The sequence below is a fragment of the Xanthomonas hortorum genome, from assembly GCF_040279205.1.
Taxonomy (GTDB): domain Bacteria; phylum Pseudomonadota; class Gammaproteobacteria; order Xanthomonadales; family Xanthomonadaceae; genus Xanthomonas; species Xanthomonas hortorum_F.
In genome coordinates this window covers 144130-159776 of the sequence record NZ_JBEOLS010000003.1, presented here as the reverse complement: position 1 = coordinate 159776, position 15647 = coordinate 144130, and the positions used below count along the sequence as shown (strand labels likewise).

The 15647-nt window shown below is 64.4% G+C and carries 17 protein-coding genes; 2 read left to right on the top strand and 15 right to left on the bottom strand.

What is annotated here, in order from left to right:
* Window positions 1–15: 15 nt before the first annotated feature.
* The 8 genes from cspE to ABS769_RS02535 all read right to left on the bottom strand — a co-directional run bounded on the left by cspE (window position 16) and on the right by ABS769_RS02535 (window position 6919).
* Window positions 16–222 (bottom strand): transcription antiterminator/RNA stability regulator CspE, encoded by a 207-nt coding sequence (cspE, locus tag ABS769_RS02570; RefSeq protein WP_003488188.1) that lies wholly within the window; start codon window positions 220–222, stop codon window positions 16–18.
* An 87-nt stretch (window positions 223–309) separates the two neighbouring features.
* A complete protein-coding gene (locus tag ABS769_RS02565; protein ID WP_055820018.1) occupies window positions 310–1062 on the bottom strand; it encodes an S-methyl-5'-thioinosine phosphorylase in 753 nt (250 codons plus the stop codon).
* A gap of 86 nt (window positions 1063–1148) precedes the next feature.
* Window positions 1149–1703 carry a hypoxanthine-guanine phosphoribosyltransferase gene (locus ABS769_RS02560; protein ID WP_006449878.1) on the bottom strand — a complete coding sequence of 185 codons (555 nt, stop codon included), beginning with the start codon at window positions 1701–1703 and terminating at the stop codon, window positions 1149–1151.
* Window positions 1703–2707 (bottom strand): beta-N-acetylhexosaminidase, encoded by a 1005-nt coding sequence (gene nagZ, locus ABS769_RS02555; RefSeq protein ID WP_317060148.1) that lies wholly within the window; start codon window positions 2705–2707, stop codon window positions 1703–1705. Before nagZ ends, ABS769_RS02560 begins: the two co-directional genes overlap by 1 nt.
* A 256-nt stretch (window positions 2708–2963) precedes the next feature.
* On the bottom strand, window positions 2964–4559 hold the full coding sequence (locus ABS769_RS02550; protein WP_317060149.1) for a cryptochrome/photolyase family protein: 1596 nt from the start codon (window positions 4557–4559) through the stop codon (window positions 2964–2966).
* A complete protein-coding gene (locus ABS769_RS02545) occupies window positions 4534–5544 on the bottom strand; it encodes an NAD(P)/FAD-dependent oxidoreductase (RefSeq protein WP_317060150.1) in 1011 nt (336 codons plus the stop codon). The genes ABS769_RS02550 and ABS769_RS02545 overlap by 26 nt, the downstream gene beginning before the upstream one ends.
* 39 nt (window positions 5545–5583) lie before the next feature.
* Window positions 5584–6267, bottom strand: coding sequence for a DsbA family oxidoreductase (locus tag ABS769_RS02540; RefSeq protein WP_176340637.1), 684 nt, complete (start codon window positions 6265–6267; stop codon window positions 5584–5586).
* A 127-nt stretch (window positions 6268–6394) separates the two neighbouring features.
* Window positions 6395–6919 (bottom strand): CYTH domain-containing protein, encoded by a 525-nt coding sequence (locus ABS769_RS02535; RefSeq protein WP_317060151.1) that lies wholly within the window; start codon window positions 6917–6919, stop codon window positions 6395–6397.
* Here ABS769_RS02535 and ABS769_RS02530 point away from each other — a divergent pair.
* Window positions 6857–7663 (top strand): hypothetical protein, encoded by an 807-nt coding sequence (locus ABS769_RS02530; protein ID WP_317060152.1) that lies wholly within the window; start codon window positions 6857–6859, stop codon window positions 7661–7663. The genes ABS769_RS02535 and ABS769_RS02530 overlap by 63 nt on opposite strands.
* Before the next feature lie 69 nt (window positions 7664–7732).
* On the opposite strand, the gene rlmD is transcribed toward ABS769_RS02530, so the two are convergent.
* Window positions 7733–9067, bottom strand: coding sequence for a 23S rRNA (uracil(1939)-C(5))-methyltransferase RlmD (gene rlmD, locus ABS769_RS02525; protein WP_317060153.1), 1335 nt, complete (start codon window positions 9065–9067; stop codon window positions 7733–7735).
* A 157-nt stretch (window positions 9068–9224) separates the two neighbouring features.
* On the opposite strand from rlmD, the gene ABS769_RS02520 reads away from it, so the two are divergent.
* Window positions 9225–9947: a response regulator gene (locus ABS769_RS02520; protein ID WP_317060154.1), complete on the top strand. Its 723-nt coding sequence runs from the start codon at window positions 9225–9227 to the stop codon at window positions 9945–9947.
* A 118-nt stretch (window positions 9948–10065) separates the two neighbouring features.
* Here ABS769_RS02520 and recO read toward each other — a convergent pair whose 3' ends face one another.
* The 6 genes from recO to lepA form a co-directional block, all read right to left on the bottom strand.
* On the bottom strand, window positions 10066–10788 hold the full coding sequence (gene recO, locus ABS769_RS02515) for a DNA repair protein RecO (RefSeq protein WP_006449887.1): 723 nt from the start codon (window positions 10786–10788) through the stop codon (window positions 10066–10068).
* A 27-nt stretch (window positions 10789–10815) separates the two neighbouring features.
* Window positions 10816–11715, bottom strand: coding sequence for a GTPase Era (era, locus tag ABS769_RS02510; protein WP_023903250.1), 900 nt, complete (start codon window positions 11713–11715; stop codon window positions 10816–10818).
* Window positions 11712–12392, bottom strand: coding sequence for a ribonuclease III (gene rnc, locus ABS769_RS02505; RefSeq protein ID WP_317060156.1), 681 nt, complete (start codon window positions 12390–12392; stop codon window positions 11712–11714). The genes era and rnc overlap by 4 nt, the downstream gene beginning before the upstream one ends.
* Window positions 12382–12789, bottom strand: coding sequence for a DUF4845 domain-containing protein (locus ABS769_RS02500; RefSeq protein WP_317060158.1), 408 nt, complete (start codon window positions 12787–12789; stop codon window positions 12382–12384). The genes rnc and ABS769_RS02500 overlap by 11 nt, the downstream gene beginning before the upstream one ends.
* Window positions 12790–13590 carry a signal peptidase I gene (lepB, locus tag ABS769_RS02495; protein WP_016903795.1) on the bottom strand — a complete coding sequence of 267 codons (801 nt, stop codon included), beginning with the start codon at window positions 13588–13590 and terminating at the stop codon, window positions 12790–12792. It lies immediately after the preceding gene.
* 104 nt (window positions 13591–13694) lie between these two features.
* Window positions 13695–15485 carry a translation elongation factor 4 gene (gene lepA, locus ABS769_RS02490; RefSeq protein ID WP_006449892.1) on the bottom strand — a complete coding sequence of 597 codons (1791 nt, stop codon included), beginning with the start codon at window positions 15483–15485 and terminating at the stop codon, window positions 13695–13697.
* Window positions 15486–15647: the final 162 nt, after the last annotated feature.

The following is a 15647-nucleotide window of genomic DNA, read 5'->3' as shown; positions in this document are numbered from 1 at the left end:
CACAATCGAGTCACATCACTCGACCGGCGTGATGTTCGAAGCCTGGGCACCCTTGGGGCCCTGGGTCACGTCATAACTGACGCGCTGGCCTTCCTGCAGGCTGCGAAAGCCCTTGGAGTTGATCGCGGAGAAGTGCGCGAAGACATCGGCGCTGCCGTCCTCCGGTGAGATGAAGCCAAATCCCTTGGCGTCGTTGAACCACTTGACGGTACCGTTCGGCATGGTGATGCGAGACCTTTGCAATAATTAATGGGTGGTGTACGGCGATGCGTACGCGCCGAGTATGCAAAGCTTATGCCCCAATGACAATCACCCGCGTGCAAGTTCGCCAATCAGCTCCGGCAATCCGGACGAGGCCGCATCGACGTTACTCAGCACCTCGGCCATGGTGATTTCCTGCGCGTCGCCGCAGCCGGCCGCCCAGTTCGCAACGATCGCCAAACAGGCATATTCCAGGCCTTTTTCGCGTGCAAGCCCCGCTTCGGGCATGCCGGTCATGCCGACCAGATCGCAGCCGTCGCGACGCATGCGGGCGATCTCTGCAATCGTTTCCAGTCGTGGTCCTTGCGTAGTTCCGTAACATCCGTCGGCAACCAGCGTGACACCCGTCACCTTGGCTGCGGCAATGACCTTGCTGCGAAACATCGGCGAATACGGATGACCGAAATCCACGTGCTGCACCTCGCTTCCCGGCTCTTCGCAGAAGGTGGACACGCGGCCCCAGGTGTAATCGATCAACTGATCCGGGCACGCCAATACGCGCGGGCCGAAGCGCTCGGTGATGCCGCCCACGGTGTTGAGTGCCAGTACGCGCGAAGCGCCGATTTGCTGCAGCGCAGCGATGTTTGCGCGGTAATTCACCTTGTGCGGCGGCAGCGAATGGCCTTCACCATGACGCGCCAGAAACGCCACGCGGTGACCCAGCAACATGCCGACGCGAATCGGCCCGGAGGGCGCGCCGTACGGTGTTTCGATCTGGTGCGTCTGCACCTCGTCCAGCTGCGCGAGCTTGTAGACACCAGTGCCGCCGATAACGGCCAATGCGATGGAATTTGGGGACACAACCGACCTCTGCTACAAAAAGACATGACGGCGCGCGCATGCGTGCGCGCCTGGCTGCCCGCAGCGATGCGGGCACACTGCGGGACTTACTGCTTCATCGCATAGATGGCGGGAATGCCGCGCAGCTGCTCGTTGACGTCCATGCCGAAGCCGAACACGTAGCGGTCGGCCACTTCCACGCCCACATAATCGGCAGCCACGCCGGGCACGCAGCGGTCGTGACGCTTGACGGTCAACACCGCCACACGCACGTCGGTAGCGCCCTGCTCCAGGCACCACTGGCGCACGCCCTGCAGCGTGTAACCCTCATCGAGAATGTCGTCGACCAGAATCACCCGGCGGCCGAACAACGCGGTGGCCGGGCGGTGCTTCCACACCAGCTCGCCGCCGGTGGTTTCGCCGCGATAACGGGTGGCATGCAGATAATCGAACTGCAGGTCCTGGCCGCGTGCGCCCAGCTCCAGCGCGAGCTGGCCGGAGAACGGCAGCGCGCCATGCATGATGGTGAGATACACCGGCACTTCGCCGGCATAGTCGCGCGCGATCGCATCGGCAATGGTGCCGACGGCCGCGTCGATGGCGGGGCGGTCGACCAGCAGATCGGCTTGGGCCAGGGCCTGGGAAATGGTGAGCGTGGACATCAGGCAGTTGTTCCGAAAGGGGCGGAAGGGGAAGTGGTGAACGAGGCGTCGGTGCCGGCGAGCAGGCCATCCCAGCCCAGCGCGCCGCGGCCGATCAGGCCGATCAATGCTGCGGTATTGAGGCTGCGGCCTTGCACGGCGTGCAGCGATTCGTCGACCAGTTCCGGGTGGCAGACCAGCACCACGTCGCAGCCGGCATCCAGGTGCGCATGCACCCGGCCCGCCACGCCGCCGGCACTGAACGAGGCCGCCATACCGATGTCGTCGGAGAACACCACACCGCGGAAGCCCAGTTGCCCGCGCAGGATCTGCTCGATCCAGCGCTGCGAATAACCGGCCGGTTCCGGCGCAACCTGCGGGTAGACCACGTGCGCCATCATCACCGCATCGGCGCCGGCCTCGATGCCGGCCACGAATGGCACCAGGTCCTCGGCCAGCAGCACCTCGAACGGCCGTGGGTCGCTGGCGTGATCGACATGGGTGTCTTCCAGCACGGTGCCATGGCCGGGGAAATGCTTGAGCGTGGCGGCCATGCCGGCGCCGTGCAGCGCCTGCACGTAGGCGCGGGTGAAGCTGGCCACGATCTGCGGGTCGTCGCTGAAGGCGCGATCGCCGATGGCGCGGTTGCCGCGGCCCAGATCCACCACCGGCGCAAAGCTCAGATCCACGCCGCTGGCACGTACTTCGCTGGCCATCAGCTGCGCATGCGCGCGAGCCGCAGCAAGGGCGGCCTCGGGGTCCTGCGCATACTGCGCGCCGAAGCTCTGCAGGGGCGCCAGGGCGCTGTAACCGTCGCGAAACCGCTGCACGCGCCCACCTTCCTGGTCCACGCAGATCAACACCGGGCGCGGTGCCGCGGCGCGGATGGACGCGGACAGCTCGGCCACTTGCGTGCGCGAGGCGAAGTTGCGTTTGAACAGCACCACGCCGGCGACCGCGTCGTGCTGCAGCCAGTCGCGCTCCTGTGCACTGAGTTCGGTACCGGCAACGCCGATCAGAAGCATGTTGGGGGACTCCCGGGCCAGGCGCCACGTTGGCGCAGCGCGGCATTGTCGCAGATGCGCGTTGCAGCGTCAGATCGCGCATTCAGGCAGGGGCCGGACCTGTACGTCTACGCGCCTGATTACCCGGGCGATGTTCTGCACTCACCAACGTCGGCTGGCTGGTTTCGCCCAAGGCCCGCAGCCGCCCTGCCCCTGCGGACTGAGCCGTGTCCAGGCCGCTCGGGACGTCATTAGAGCCGCCCTGATCCAGCGCACGTCAGAGCACCTCAAGATTCGCCCGCCAATGCGCTGCCTGCGCCTGCACCTGGGCCAGTATCTCCGGCGCCATGTCGTCGAGCTGCCGGTACGGCATCGCCAGCCGCTCGTTGGCGTGCAGCAGCGTGCGCTGCCGCGCCAGGAAATCCCAGTACAGCGCGTTGTACGGGCAGGCCTGCGCGCCCACCCGCGCCTTGCGCTGGTACTTGCAGCCGCCGCAGTAATCGCTCATGCGATCGATATAGGCCGCGCCACTGATATACGGCTTGCTGCCGAGCAGGCCGCCGTCGGCGAACTGGCTCATGCCGATCGTATTGGGCAACTCCACCCACTCGAAGGCGTCGATGTAGACGCCCAGGTACCAGCGATGCAGTGCCTGCGGATCCAGCCCCGCCAGCAGCGCGAAATTGCCGATCACCATCAGCCGCTGGATATGGTGCGCATGCGCGTTGGCCAGCGAATTGCCGATGGCATCGGCCAGGCAACGCATGCCGATCTGCCCGTCCCAGAACCAGTGCGGTAGCGGCGCATGCTGTGCCAGCTGATTGGACTGCGCATAGCCCGGCATCTGTGACCAATACACCCCGCGCACGTATTCGCGCCAGCCCAGAATCTGCCGGATGAAACCTTCCACCGATGCCAGCGGCGCATGTCCGTCATGCAAGGCCGCCTCCGCGCGCGCGATCACCTCGCGTGGATGCAGCAGCTTGACGTTGAGCGCGAACGACAACAGCGAATGAAACAGCCGCGGGCTGCGCGTGCTCATTGCATCTTCATAGCGACCGAAGTGCGGCAGCGCGTGCGTTATGAACGCATCCAGATGTTGCAGCGCTTCGTCGCGGTCCAGCGGCCATGGCAGCGCGTCGGCATTCGGCGCACCGAAGCTGCGCACGCCGGCCGCTTCGATGCAGCTCCACAGCGCGCGGTGATCGTGCGCTGTGCGCCACTCCTGCGGTGCCGGCGGGTCGCCCGGCCACGGCGCGCGGTTGTCGTGATCGAAATTCCAGCGCCCACCTTCCGGCTCGCCGGATGCATCGAGCAGGACCCGATGGCGACGGCGCATCTTTCGATAGAACACTTCCATGCGCCATTGGCTGCCGGGGCGGAAACACGCGGCCACCTCATCGCGTTCGGTCAGAAAATGCTCGCTGTCGACCATGCGTGTGGCGAATGGCTGGCGCGCGCACCAGTCTCGCAACGCTTCATCCAGCCGCCATTCGTCCGGCGCCTGATAGTCCAGATGGGTAGCGTGGTAATGCGCCATCAACGCGCCCAGATTGGCGGGAATCGACTGCCGATTGCTGGGGTTGTCGATGGCCACGTAACGCACACGATGACCGGCCTGCCGCAAGCGCGCAGCGAACGCGCGCATCGCCGTGAAGATCGCCAGAATCTTCTGCGCGTGATGCAGCACGTAGTCGGTTTCTTCGCGCACTTCCATCAGCACGTAGACCACGCCCGCATCGGTCGCATCGAACCAGCTGTGTTGCGGATTGAGCTGATCGCCCAGAATCAGGCGCAGCGTGTGTGCGGATGCCTGTGGGTTGAGGTCGGCTACGTGTGCCACGGCATTAATCGCGATCGCTGCGTACGGCATCGCTGGCGCGCACACGCTCCGCCAGCGCCACGCCGCTTTGCCAGGCGCCTTCCACCTTGCCGCCGGCCAACCAGTCGCCACACAGACCGATACGCAATTGCGCGTCCCAGGCACAGCCGATCTGCAAGGGCGGATCGGTGCTGGCCGCAGTCCAGCGATAGGCATCGCAGGACTGCGGTAATGGCAAACCGAGCGCAGCCAACGTTGGCATCACCGTGGCGATCACTTCTTCAGGTGTTGCATCAAGATGCGCTTGGCTCCAGTCGGCAGTGGCATGCAGCAGCCAGGTTTCAGCGCCATTACGTCCAGGCTTGCCGGAGTTGCGCGCCACCCAGCGCAGGGGGCCGGCGTTGACGAACAAGGCGTCGTAACCAGGGTCGACCGGCGTGTCGAAGTGCAACACTACTGCCCAGGCCGGCTGCATGTTTGCGCCAGCGGCAATGGTCGCGAGCGTGGGCGCGATGTGCTCCAGTAATGCAGCTGCTACCGGCGCCGGCACCGCCAGCAACACCATGTCGAAGGCGTGTTTCGTATCGTCTCCCGACACAGCCAGACACCATGTGTCGCCGTCGCGCTGCAGAGATCGCACAGCGGTGCCTGATCGAACATCCAGGTCTGCCGCAAGCGCACGCGCCGGTGCGGCCATGTCCGGCACACCGACAAAGCGCGCCACAACGCTCTGCGAGGGACGAAATTCGATGCCATCCCAGCTCGCCACGCGCGCAGGCCAGGCCGCCGCGACGCCGGCCGCAATCCACTCGTCCACCACGGCTGCAAACGCCCGATCGCGTGCGGTGAAATACTGCGCGCCGTGGTCGCACTGCCAGCCATCGCCTGCGCAACTGCGCATGCGCCCGCCGGGCACATCGCCCTGCTCGAACAGCGTTACCGTCCATCCCGCCGCCTGCAGCCGTTGCGCACAGGCAGGCCCAGCCAATCCGGCGCCGATCACCGCAACCGTCTTCGGGCGGGCGGGCTGTGTCATCTCGTCAGCTGTTGGAAGTTGCAAGATGCCGCCGGCAGTTCACACCGCACAGCCGTCCGGCCCGCAGGCATCGGGACCACCGATCGGCGCCGATTCGGCCGCCAGCTGCAACAGTGCTTGCGCAAAACTCTCCGGCGGCTGCGCGCCCTGGATCAGGCTGCGTCCATCAATCACGAAACTGGGCACCGCACGGATTCCCAGTGCGGTGGCTTGCGCCAATTGCGCCTCCACCGCAACGATGCCTTCGTCGGAGTCCAACAGTGCGCGCACGCGCGCCTCATCCAAACCACCAGCGGCGCCGGCATGCACCAGCGTTTCGGTCGCGCCCAGGTTGTGGCCTTCGGCAAAATGCGCATGAAACAGCGCTTCGATCACGGCCTCGACATCGCCCTCATGGCTCGCCAGCCAGATCAGCCGATGCGCGCGCAATGTACTGACCTGCACCTGCCCACGCCCGAAATCGAACGGCAAACCTTCGGCACGCGCAGTGGCCTGCGTCTGCGCCAGCATCTGATCAACGCGCGCAGCACCGCCGAACTTTTGCGCCAGCGCATCACGCAACGGTGTCGGTTCCAGTCCGGCGTCGGGGTCCAGCTGAAACGCGTGGTAATGGATGTCCAGCGCAGGTGCCTGCGCACCAAGCGAGGCCACCGCCTGCTCGAAACGGCGCTTGCCGATCCAGCACCAGGGACAGACAACGTCAGACCAGATATCGATGCGCATGGGTGGGGATTGGAGATTCGTCATTGGGGATTGGCAGAGCATAAGCCCAATTCCAAGGCAGGGATTGGGGAGTCGTGATTAGGAATTCGCAACGCATCAGCCCAAGTCCGACGCATCACCTCAGCTTTTACGAATCCCGACTGCCCAATCCCGAATCCCGGCTCTCCACCCACTGCGAGAACGGATGCGAGGCCAGCGCCAGGTTGTAATAGCGCACATCGTCGGTGACTTCCGCACCGATCCACGCGGGCTTGGCGAACGCCTCATCGGCACTCCCGAGTTCGATCTCGGCCACCACCAGCCCGGCGTTATCGCCGAGAAATTCATCCACCTCCCACACATGACCCTGGCACTCGACCAGATGCCGGCGCTTGTCGATCAGACCGCCGACACACAGCGCCAGCAGCGCACGCGCATCGACCACCGGAATCGGGTAGTCGAACTCCTGCCGCGTATGCCCCACCTCACGCGATTTCAAATTGAGAAATGCGCTCTCGCCCTGGATGCGCACACGCACCGACGCGTTCTGCGCGCCACTGCGCATCGCTGCCTGGTCGTTGATATAGCCCTGCGCCATCGGGATCACCGCATGCGCGGCGCTACGCCAACCGTCGCCGGTCACGAGAAACTTGCGTTCGATTTCAATGCCCATGTCCACAAGTATGGCGGGACCTGCACAAAAATGCCTGGCCGACGCAGCCTCGCGACCTCTACACTCCGCCCCCCTCTCATTCAAGGACAGAACGCCATGACAGTCAGCCGATACTCCACCATGCACATTGCGGCGCTCACTGCCGCATTGGTGTGCGCAACTGCCACAGCTGGCGCTGCTGCAGCCACGGTCTCGCTGGCCCAGGCGCAACAGGCACTGGATGCGGCCATCGCCGATGACATGGCAGCCAACCCGCAGGAGCAGGGCGACGCGCTCATGTCCGCCATGTTCCGTCCGCGCTTGACCGCGTTGACCGGCTGCCTGCCGGCTGTCGACGCCAAACCGGAGACGCTCGATTGCATCGTCACCGGCCAGGCCGGGCCCAGCGAAAGACACATGACGCTGCGGTTTGTCCCGAACGATAACGCGTGGGTTTTGCAGCACAGCAAGAACGAAATGGAAGTCGCCGCGCCGGTACCGCCGCAGGATCGCGTGCAGGTGCTCCTGCGCGAGGCCATCAGCCAGATGCTTGCGCAGGAGAACGACGCGGCGATGCGCACGCGCATTCAAGACGCCGCGCGTACCGCGCAAGTCTCCGGTGTCGAGCGCTGCAAACTCGGCAGTGAGGCGCCAGTGGTCGAGTGCGACGTCATCGTTGAAGCCGAGGGCAAACGCGGCACGCGGCCGATGACCTTCGCGCTGGTCGACGGGCAGTGGCAGAACGCCGTCGACAAGAAAGACTAAGAGCAGCTGACAAACTACTGCGCAGCCGCGAGGCGGGCGACGGGTAACCGACGCCCGGAACATCAAGGCCTAGCGCCGCTCGAACACCGCGATGCTTTCCACGTGCGCCGTATGCGGAAACATGTCCATCGCACCGGCGGCCTTGAGCGTAAAGCCCTGCTCGTTGACCAGATAGCCGGCGTCGCGCGCCAGCGAGCCTGGATGGCAGCTCACGTAGACGATGCGCTCGAACTTTTTCAACGGCAGCTGCTGCAACACTTCCAACGCGCCCGACCGTGGCGGGTCCAGCAGCAGCTTGTCGAAGCCCTGCCGCATCCACGCGGTATGGCGCTGATCCTGGGTCAGGTCGGCCGCATAAAATTGCGCGTTGTCCAGACCATTGCGCTGGGCATTCTCGCGCGCACGCGCCACCAGCCCGGCATCGCCCTCCACGCCGACCACTTCGCGCACGCCGCGTGCCAGCGGCAGGGTGAAATTGCCCAGACCACAGAACAGATCCAGCACGCGGTCGTCGGGCCTGGCATCGAGCAATGCCAGTGCATGCGCAATCATTTTCTGGTTGAGCGAGGCGTTGACCTGGATGAAATCCAGCGGCCGGAACGCCAGCTCCACGTCCCACTGCGGCAGCCGGAACGACAGCGGCACCTGTTGCGGCCACAGCGGATGCACGCTCTCCACGCCGCCCGGCTGCAGGAAGATCGCAAACGCGTGCGCCTGCGCAAATTCCGTCAGCACCTGTAGATCGCGCTCGCTGAGCGGCTGCATATGGCGGATGGTCAGCACCACCGCGTCGTCGCCGGCAATGAATTCGATCTGCGGGATGTCGCGCTTGCCGTCCAGACCTTCGACCAGCGCGGCCAGCAACGGAATCTTCTCGCCGATCTGCGGGATCACCGTGTAACAGACCGACAGATCGGCCACGAAGCGCGGATCGAGCTCGCGGAAACCGACCAGCGTCTTGTCCTTCTTCTCCACCCGCCGCACCGAGAAGCGACCCTTGCGGCGGTAGCCCCAGTTGTCGCCCACCAACGCCGGCAGGATCGCCTGCGGGGTGACGTGGCCGATGCGCTCCAGGTTATCCATCAGCACGCGCTGTTTGGCCACGATCTGCTGCGACTCGTCCAGATGCTGCAGCACGCAGCCGGCACAGACGCCGAAATGCGGGCAGCGCGGGGTCACCCGTTGCGGCGATGCCTCCAGCACCTCCACCGTCTTGGCCTCATCGAAATGCCGGCTGCGCGCCGTGGGTTCGGCACGCACCACCTCACCGGGCAGGGCGCCGCTGATGAAGGTGACCTTGCCGCCCTCGCCCTCCCGGCGCGCAACACCGCGGCCGTCGTGACTGAGGTCGATGATGGCGGTCTGGAACGGGGTACGGTCGAAACGGTTTCTGGTTCTGGCCACGTGGCGACGAGCTGCGGGCAAAAAGGGTGCGTATTGTCGCAGATGCGATCGATGGAGGCCGCTTGACGCGATGGGACAATTGTCGCGCGCCGCAAACACAGGCAAACTCCGGCTGCGCGCGGCGGTCACGACGCGGCATCGCTGACAAGGAGGCAGCATGAATATGGCGACACGTCAGGAACCCCACCCACGACTCTTGCTGGTGGAAGACGACCCGATCAGCCGCGGGTTTCTTCAGGCTGTCCTGGAAGACCTGCCCGCCCGGGTGGATTGCGCCGATTCGCTGTCTTCGGCGCTCGACCGCGCCCGCGAACATCGTCACGACCTTTGGCTGATCGACGTCAATCTTCCCGATGGCACCGGCAGCGAGCTACTGCGCGCACTGCGCCTGTTGCATCCCGACGTCCCCGCACTTGCCCACACCGCCGACGGCACCATGACCATGCAACGCAGCCTGCAGTCCGATGGGTTTCTGGAAATGCTGGTCAAGCCGCTGAGCTCCGAACGTCTGCTGCAGGCGGTGCGTCGCGGCCTGGCGCGCGGCCGTTACAGCGTGGCGCCGGTCGGCGTGGTCGACATCGCCGCCAGCGATTGGGACGAAGCGGCCGCACTCAGCGCGCTCAACGGCCAGCAGCACCATCTGAATGCGCTGCGCGAATTGTTCCTGGCCGAGTTGCCGGGCACGCGCGACGCGGTGGCTTCGGCCCTGCAAATCAGCGACGAGCCGGCACTGCGCAACCATCTGCACCGGCTGCAGGCCAGTTGCGGCTTTGTCGGCGCAGCGCGACTTGCCGGCGCGGTCCGTTTACTGCGCGGCGACCCGCAATCGAGCACGGCGCAGACGCAGTTTCATGCGGCGGTGGCGGCGTTGTTGCACTGAGCTGAGCGCCGGTCACTTCGCGGCGTTGCGCTCAGGCTAGGACTCGGCATTGAGAGAGTGCGTACACAGCTCGATTGCATGACGTGTCCGGCTGCGTAGCACGCGCCCGCCTTGCCGCTCAGCGACGACGCGCCAGATCCTCAAGCATTTCCCAAGATTTCAGACCGCGTCCGCCCAGGTGATGCAGCAGCACGCCACGCATGCTGCGACGCAATCCCGGCATGTCGTCGGCCGCCGGCATGACGTCTTCGCCCAGCGCCAATAGCGCCGCACCGGTCACGGTCTCGCGCCGGTCCTGCGCCAGCCGCTCGCTCAACACGCGCAATGCGCCTTCCTGCGGATCGAGGCGGTAACGTGCCGCCGGGTCGATCGGTTGGCCATCGTTGTCGTGTTGCAGATCGAAGGCAAACCCGAGCCCATCGAGCACATCGCGCTCGAATTGGCGCAGCCCCCAGGCCAACGGCAGATTGGAGGCCAGATGCGCACGCGCCCGCGCATAGCAATCGAACAGCTCGGGCACCGGGTCGTTGCGTGGAGCCAGCCGCAGCAGCAACTCGCTGATATAGAAACCGGCCAACATGGTTTCGCCGGCCAGGCGCGGCGCAGTGTCCAAGGCCTCGGCCTGGCGCAGTTGCGCAAGCTCGCCGCGCTGCATTGCCGTGAACTGGATCAGTTGCAAGGGCTGCAATGCGGCGCGCAAGGCCTGTTTGCGCGGCGCGTGCACACCACGCGCCAGCAATCCCACCCGCCCCTGCTGCTCGGTGAGCACTTCCACCAGCAGACTGGTCTCGCGCCAGGGGCGCACATGCAGGACGAAACCGCGCTCGTTGTCGATCAGCATGGCGGCAGGCGGGACCGGGTCCCGGTCTTACTCGTACCCGAACGCCTTCAATGCCGCTTCGTCGTCCGACCAGCCCTCGCGCACGCGCACCCAGGTTTCCAAGAAGACCTTGGCGCCGAACAGCCGCTCCATCTGCAGGCGCGCCTTGCCGCCGATTTCTTTCAGGCGGGTGCCGCCCTTACCGATCACGATCGCCTTCTGGCCTTCGCGCTCGACCCAGATCACCGCGCCGATGCGCAGCAATGCGCCGTCTTCGGCGAAGCGCTCGATCTCCACGGTGGTGGCATACGGCAGTTCTTCGCCGAGCTGGCGCATCAACTGCTCGCGCACCAGTTCGCCGGCCAGAAAGCGCTGGCTGCGATCGGTGATCTCGTCCTCGCCGAACATCGCCTCGGCCTCGGGCACCAGCTTGAGCAGATCGCCGACCAGCGCTTCCAGGCCTTTGCGCTTGAGCGCAGACACCGGATGCACTGCAGCGAATGTGCGCCCTTCACTGACCTGCGCCAGGAACGGGAATAGGGCCGTCTTGTCCTTGAGCCGGTCGACCTTGTTGACCACCAGCACCACCGGCACTTTGGAGTCGCTCAGTACCTTGAAGGCCAGCGTGTCTTCTTCGTCCCACCGGCCGGCCTCGATCACCAGCACTGCGGCATCAACGCCTTCCAGCGAGCCGCGCGCGGCGCGATTCATCACCCGGTTCATGGCGCGCTTCTGCTCGCGATGCAATCCGGGCGTATCCACCAATGCCAGCTGCCCCTCGGGGAAGGTGGCGATGCCCAGCAAGCGATGCCGCGTGGTCTGCGGCCGGTTGGACACGATGCTGACCTTTGCGCCGACCAGCGCATTGGTCAGGGTGGACTTGCCGACATTGGGACGGCCGATCACGGCGACGCTGCCGCTACGGTGGGGGGAAGAGGTTTCGCTCACGTGTTTGAATCCAGTTGTGCGATGACGAGGGTGGCCGCCTGTTGCTCGGCGAGGCGACGCGAGGTGCCCTGGCCTTCGGCGCGGGCGACGGGCTGTTCCAGAATGCAGGCGACATGGAACTGCTTGGCATGTTCGTCGCCGCTTTCACTGATCAGCGCGTAATTGGGCAGCGGGAGTTGCCGCGCCTGCAACCATTCCTGCAGCCGGGTCTTGGGATCTTTTTCAGCCTTACCCACCGGCAGCGCAGCCAATGAAGGCTCGAACCAGGGCAGCACCACCTCACGGCAACGCTCGAAGCCACAGTCCAGATAGATCGCCGCGACGATCGCTTCGACCGCATCGGCCAGGATCGAATCGCGCCGGTGGCCACCGGATTTCAGCTCACCCGGACCGAGCGTCAGCCGCTCGCCCAGATTCAGCGTGCGGCCGATGACGGCCAGCGCGCCTTCGCGTACGAGTTCGGCGCGCGCACGGGTCAATGCGCCTTCGTCGGCCTTGGGCCAGCGCTGATACAGCGCCTCGGCGATCAGCAGATTGACGATGCCGTCGCCGAGAAATTCCAGCCGCTCGTTATGCGGGGTCCCGGCGCTGCGATGCCGCAGCGCCTGGGCGAGCAGACCCGGATCGGCAAACGCGTGCCCGATCGGATCGCCACGCTGGAATGTCCTATTCGCCACCACGTCTCGTCAGATCCTGCGTAGTATCGAACTTACCGACCACATCCAGATTGCCAATCATTTCGCGACGCACTTCGTAATTGACTTTCATGCGCCACCCACCTTCGATGCGCTCGAATTTGACGTTTGCAGGTTTGACGCTCTCAGAGGCATTGATATCGAGGCGCTTAAAGAACATCTCTTGCAACTTGGACGGATCCATATCCGCACTGCCGATTTCATTCGCCAAGCCCTTCATCGACGTACGTACCGCGTAGTACTCCTGATACATCGGAAACAGCTTCATTCCCAAGTACAGGCCAAACCCCACCACCGCCAGCACCACCACGAACGACGTCAACGTCATACCGCTCTGCTTGCGCTTCATTGTGCTTCCCCTGGCACGCCGTGCGTGCATTTACTGGATTCCGGTCCCGATCCGGGACGGATCGAAACTCCCCTTGCAGAACCACCCTTCGCAATTGAGCCAGATCAGGAACGCCTTGCCGCGCAGATTGGCTTCCGGCAGAAAGTGCGTCTGGGTCCAGAATCGGCTGTCTTCGCTGTTGTCGCGATTATCCCCCATCACGAAATAGCTGGCGGCCGGCACGGTCCAGTCGCCCTGCCCGGCTGGCATGTTGCGATCCACCCATTCCAGCACGGTGTGCGTGCGGCCGGGCAAATCCTCGACCAGCAGCGTGGTGCCGGTCATCTCGGCGCCCTTGCCCTTGCCGATGTACTCGCCCTTGACCGTGTAGCGCATCGGCTTGTCGTTGATGTACAGCGTATCGCCGTGGAAACCGATCTTGTCGCCGGGCAAACCAACGACGCGCTTGATCCAGTTCTGGTCGGGCGCATGCGGCGGCTTGAATACCACCACATCGCCACGCTTGGGCTCGCCGGTGGGGATGAACTTGGTATTGGTGATCGGCAGACGGAAGCCGTAAGCGAACTTGTTGACCAGGATGAAGTCGCCGATCAGCAGATTGGGCATCATCGAACTGGACGGAATCTTGTACGGCTCGGCCACGAAGCTGCGCAGGATCAGCACCACCGCCAGGACCGGAAAGAACGCGCGCGAGTAATCGATGATCGCCGGCTCGCTGTCCAGCAGCCCGGCACGTGCGGCGCGGCGCTTGGCCAGAAACAACTTGTCCAGCAGCCAGATGAAGCCGGTGCCCAGCGTCAGCACGACCAGGGCGATTTCAAACCATTTCATTTGGGTTCCTTCGGAACAGGATTCGGGATTGGAGATTGGGGATTCGCAAAAGCTCAGGGCTGGCGCGTCGTTGCCAATCCCGAATCACGCATCCCAAATCCCTGCTACTTATCCATCTGCAAGACAGCCAGGAAGGCCTCCTGCGGAATCTCCACGCGGCCGACCTGCTTCATGCGCTTCTTGCCTTCTTTCTGCTTTTCCAGCAGCTTTTTCTTGCGCGAAACGTCGCCACCATAGCACTTGGCCAACACGTTCTTGCGCATCGCCTTGACCGTGGAGCGCGAGATGATCTGCGCGCCGACGGCGGCTTGAATTGCCACGTCGAACATCTGCCGCGGGATCAATTCCTTCATCTTCTCGCACAGTTCGCGGCCGCGCCGATCGGCGTAGCTGCGGTGCACGATGATGCTCAGCGCGTCGACCTTGTCGCCGTTGATCAGCGTGTCCACACGTACGAACGGGCCGGCATCGAAACGCAGGAAGTGATAATCCAGCGAGGCATAACCGCGCGAGACCGACTTGAGCTTGTCGAAGAAATCCAGCACCACTTCGGCCATCGGCAACTCGTAGCTGATCTGCACCTGGCTACCCAGGTAGTTGATGCCGATCTGGCTACCGCGCTTTTCTTCGCACAAGGTGATGATGTTGCCGACGTAATCGGGCGGGGTGAGGATATTGGCGCGAATGATCGGCTCGCGGATCTCCTCCACATGGTTCAACGGCGGCAGCTTGGACGGGTTGTCCATCGGGATCACGCTGCCGTCGGTCTTGAGCACTTCATAGACCACGGTCGGCGCGGTCGAAATCAGATTGAGGTTGTACTCGCGTTCCAGCCGCTCCTGCACGATTTCCATGTGCAGCATGCCCAGGAAGCCGCAGCGGAAGCCGAAGCCCATCGCCTCGGAACTTTCCGGCTCGAAACGCAGCGCCGCATCGTTCAGACGCAGCTTGTCCAGCGCTTCGCGCAGGTCCGGATAATCCTCGGCATCGACCGGGAACAAGCCGGCGAACACGCGCGGCTGCATTTCCTGGAAACCGGGCAGCGCATGCGGTGCCGGGTCGGCCGCCAGGGTCAAGGTATCGCCGACCGGCGCGCCGTGCACATCCTTGATCGAGGCGTTGATCCAGCCCACTTCGCCGGCGCCCAACGCGGGCAATTCCTTACGCTTGGGGGTGAACACGCCGACCTTGTCGACCAGATGGGTGCGGCCGGTGGACATCACCAGGATCTTGCTGCCCGGCTTGATCTCGCCCTGCATCACGCGTACCAGCGACACCACGCCCAGGTAGTTGTCGAACCAGGAATCGATGATCAGCGCCTGCAGCTTGTCGGTATCGCGCGGTTTGGGCGGCGGAATGCGCTGCACGATCGCTTCCAGCACTAGATCGACGTTGAAGCCGGTCTTGGCGCTGACCGCCACGGCGTCTTCGGCATCGATGCCGATCACCGCTTCGATCTCGGCCTTGGCGCGCTCGATATCGGCGGTGGGCAGGTCGATCTTGTTGAGCACCGGCACCACTTCCAGGCCCTGCTCCACCGCGGTGTAGCAATTGGCGACCGATTGCGCTTCCACGCCCTGGGCCGCATCCACCACCAGCAACGCGCCTTCGCACGCGGCCAGCGAGCGGCTGACTTCATAGGAGAAGTCCACATGCCCGGGGGTGTCGATGAAGTTCAGTTGGTAGACCTGCCCGTCCTTGGCCGTGTACGGCAAGGACACCGACTGCGCCTTGATCGTGATGCCACGCTCGCGCTCGATCGGGTTGGAGTCGAGCACCTGGGCTTCCATCTCGCGCGCCTGAAGGCCGCCGCACAGCTGGATGATCCGGTCGGCCAGGGTGGATTTCCCGTGGTCAACGTGGGCAATGATGGAGAAGTTGCGGATATTCCGCATTGAATCTGAGGACATTGAGGTGGGCGCCGGCGGAGCCGTCGTCAGGGTAACGCAGCATTATCGCACGCTACGGCCCCGCAGGGCCGAGAATCGGGAATCGGGAGTGGGGAATCGGAAAAGCCAGGCGAGCTATCGCCTCGCGGAGCCGCTCTTGCCAATCCC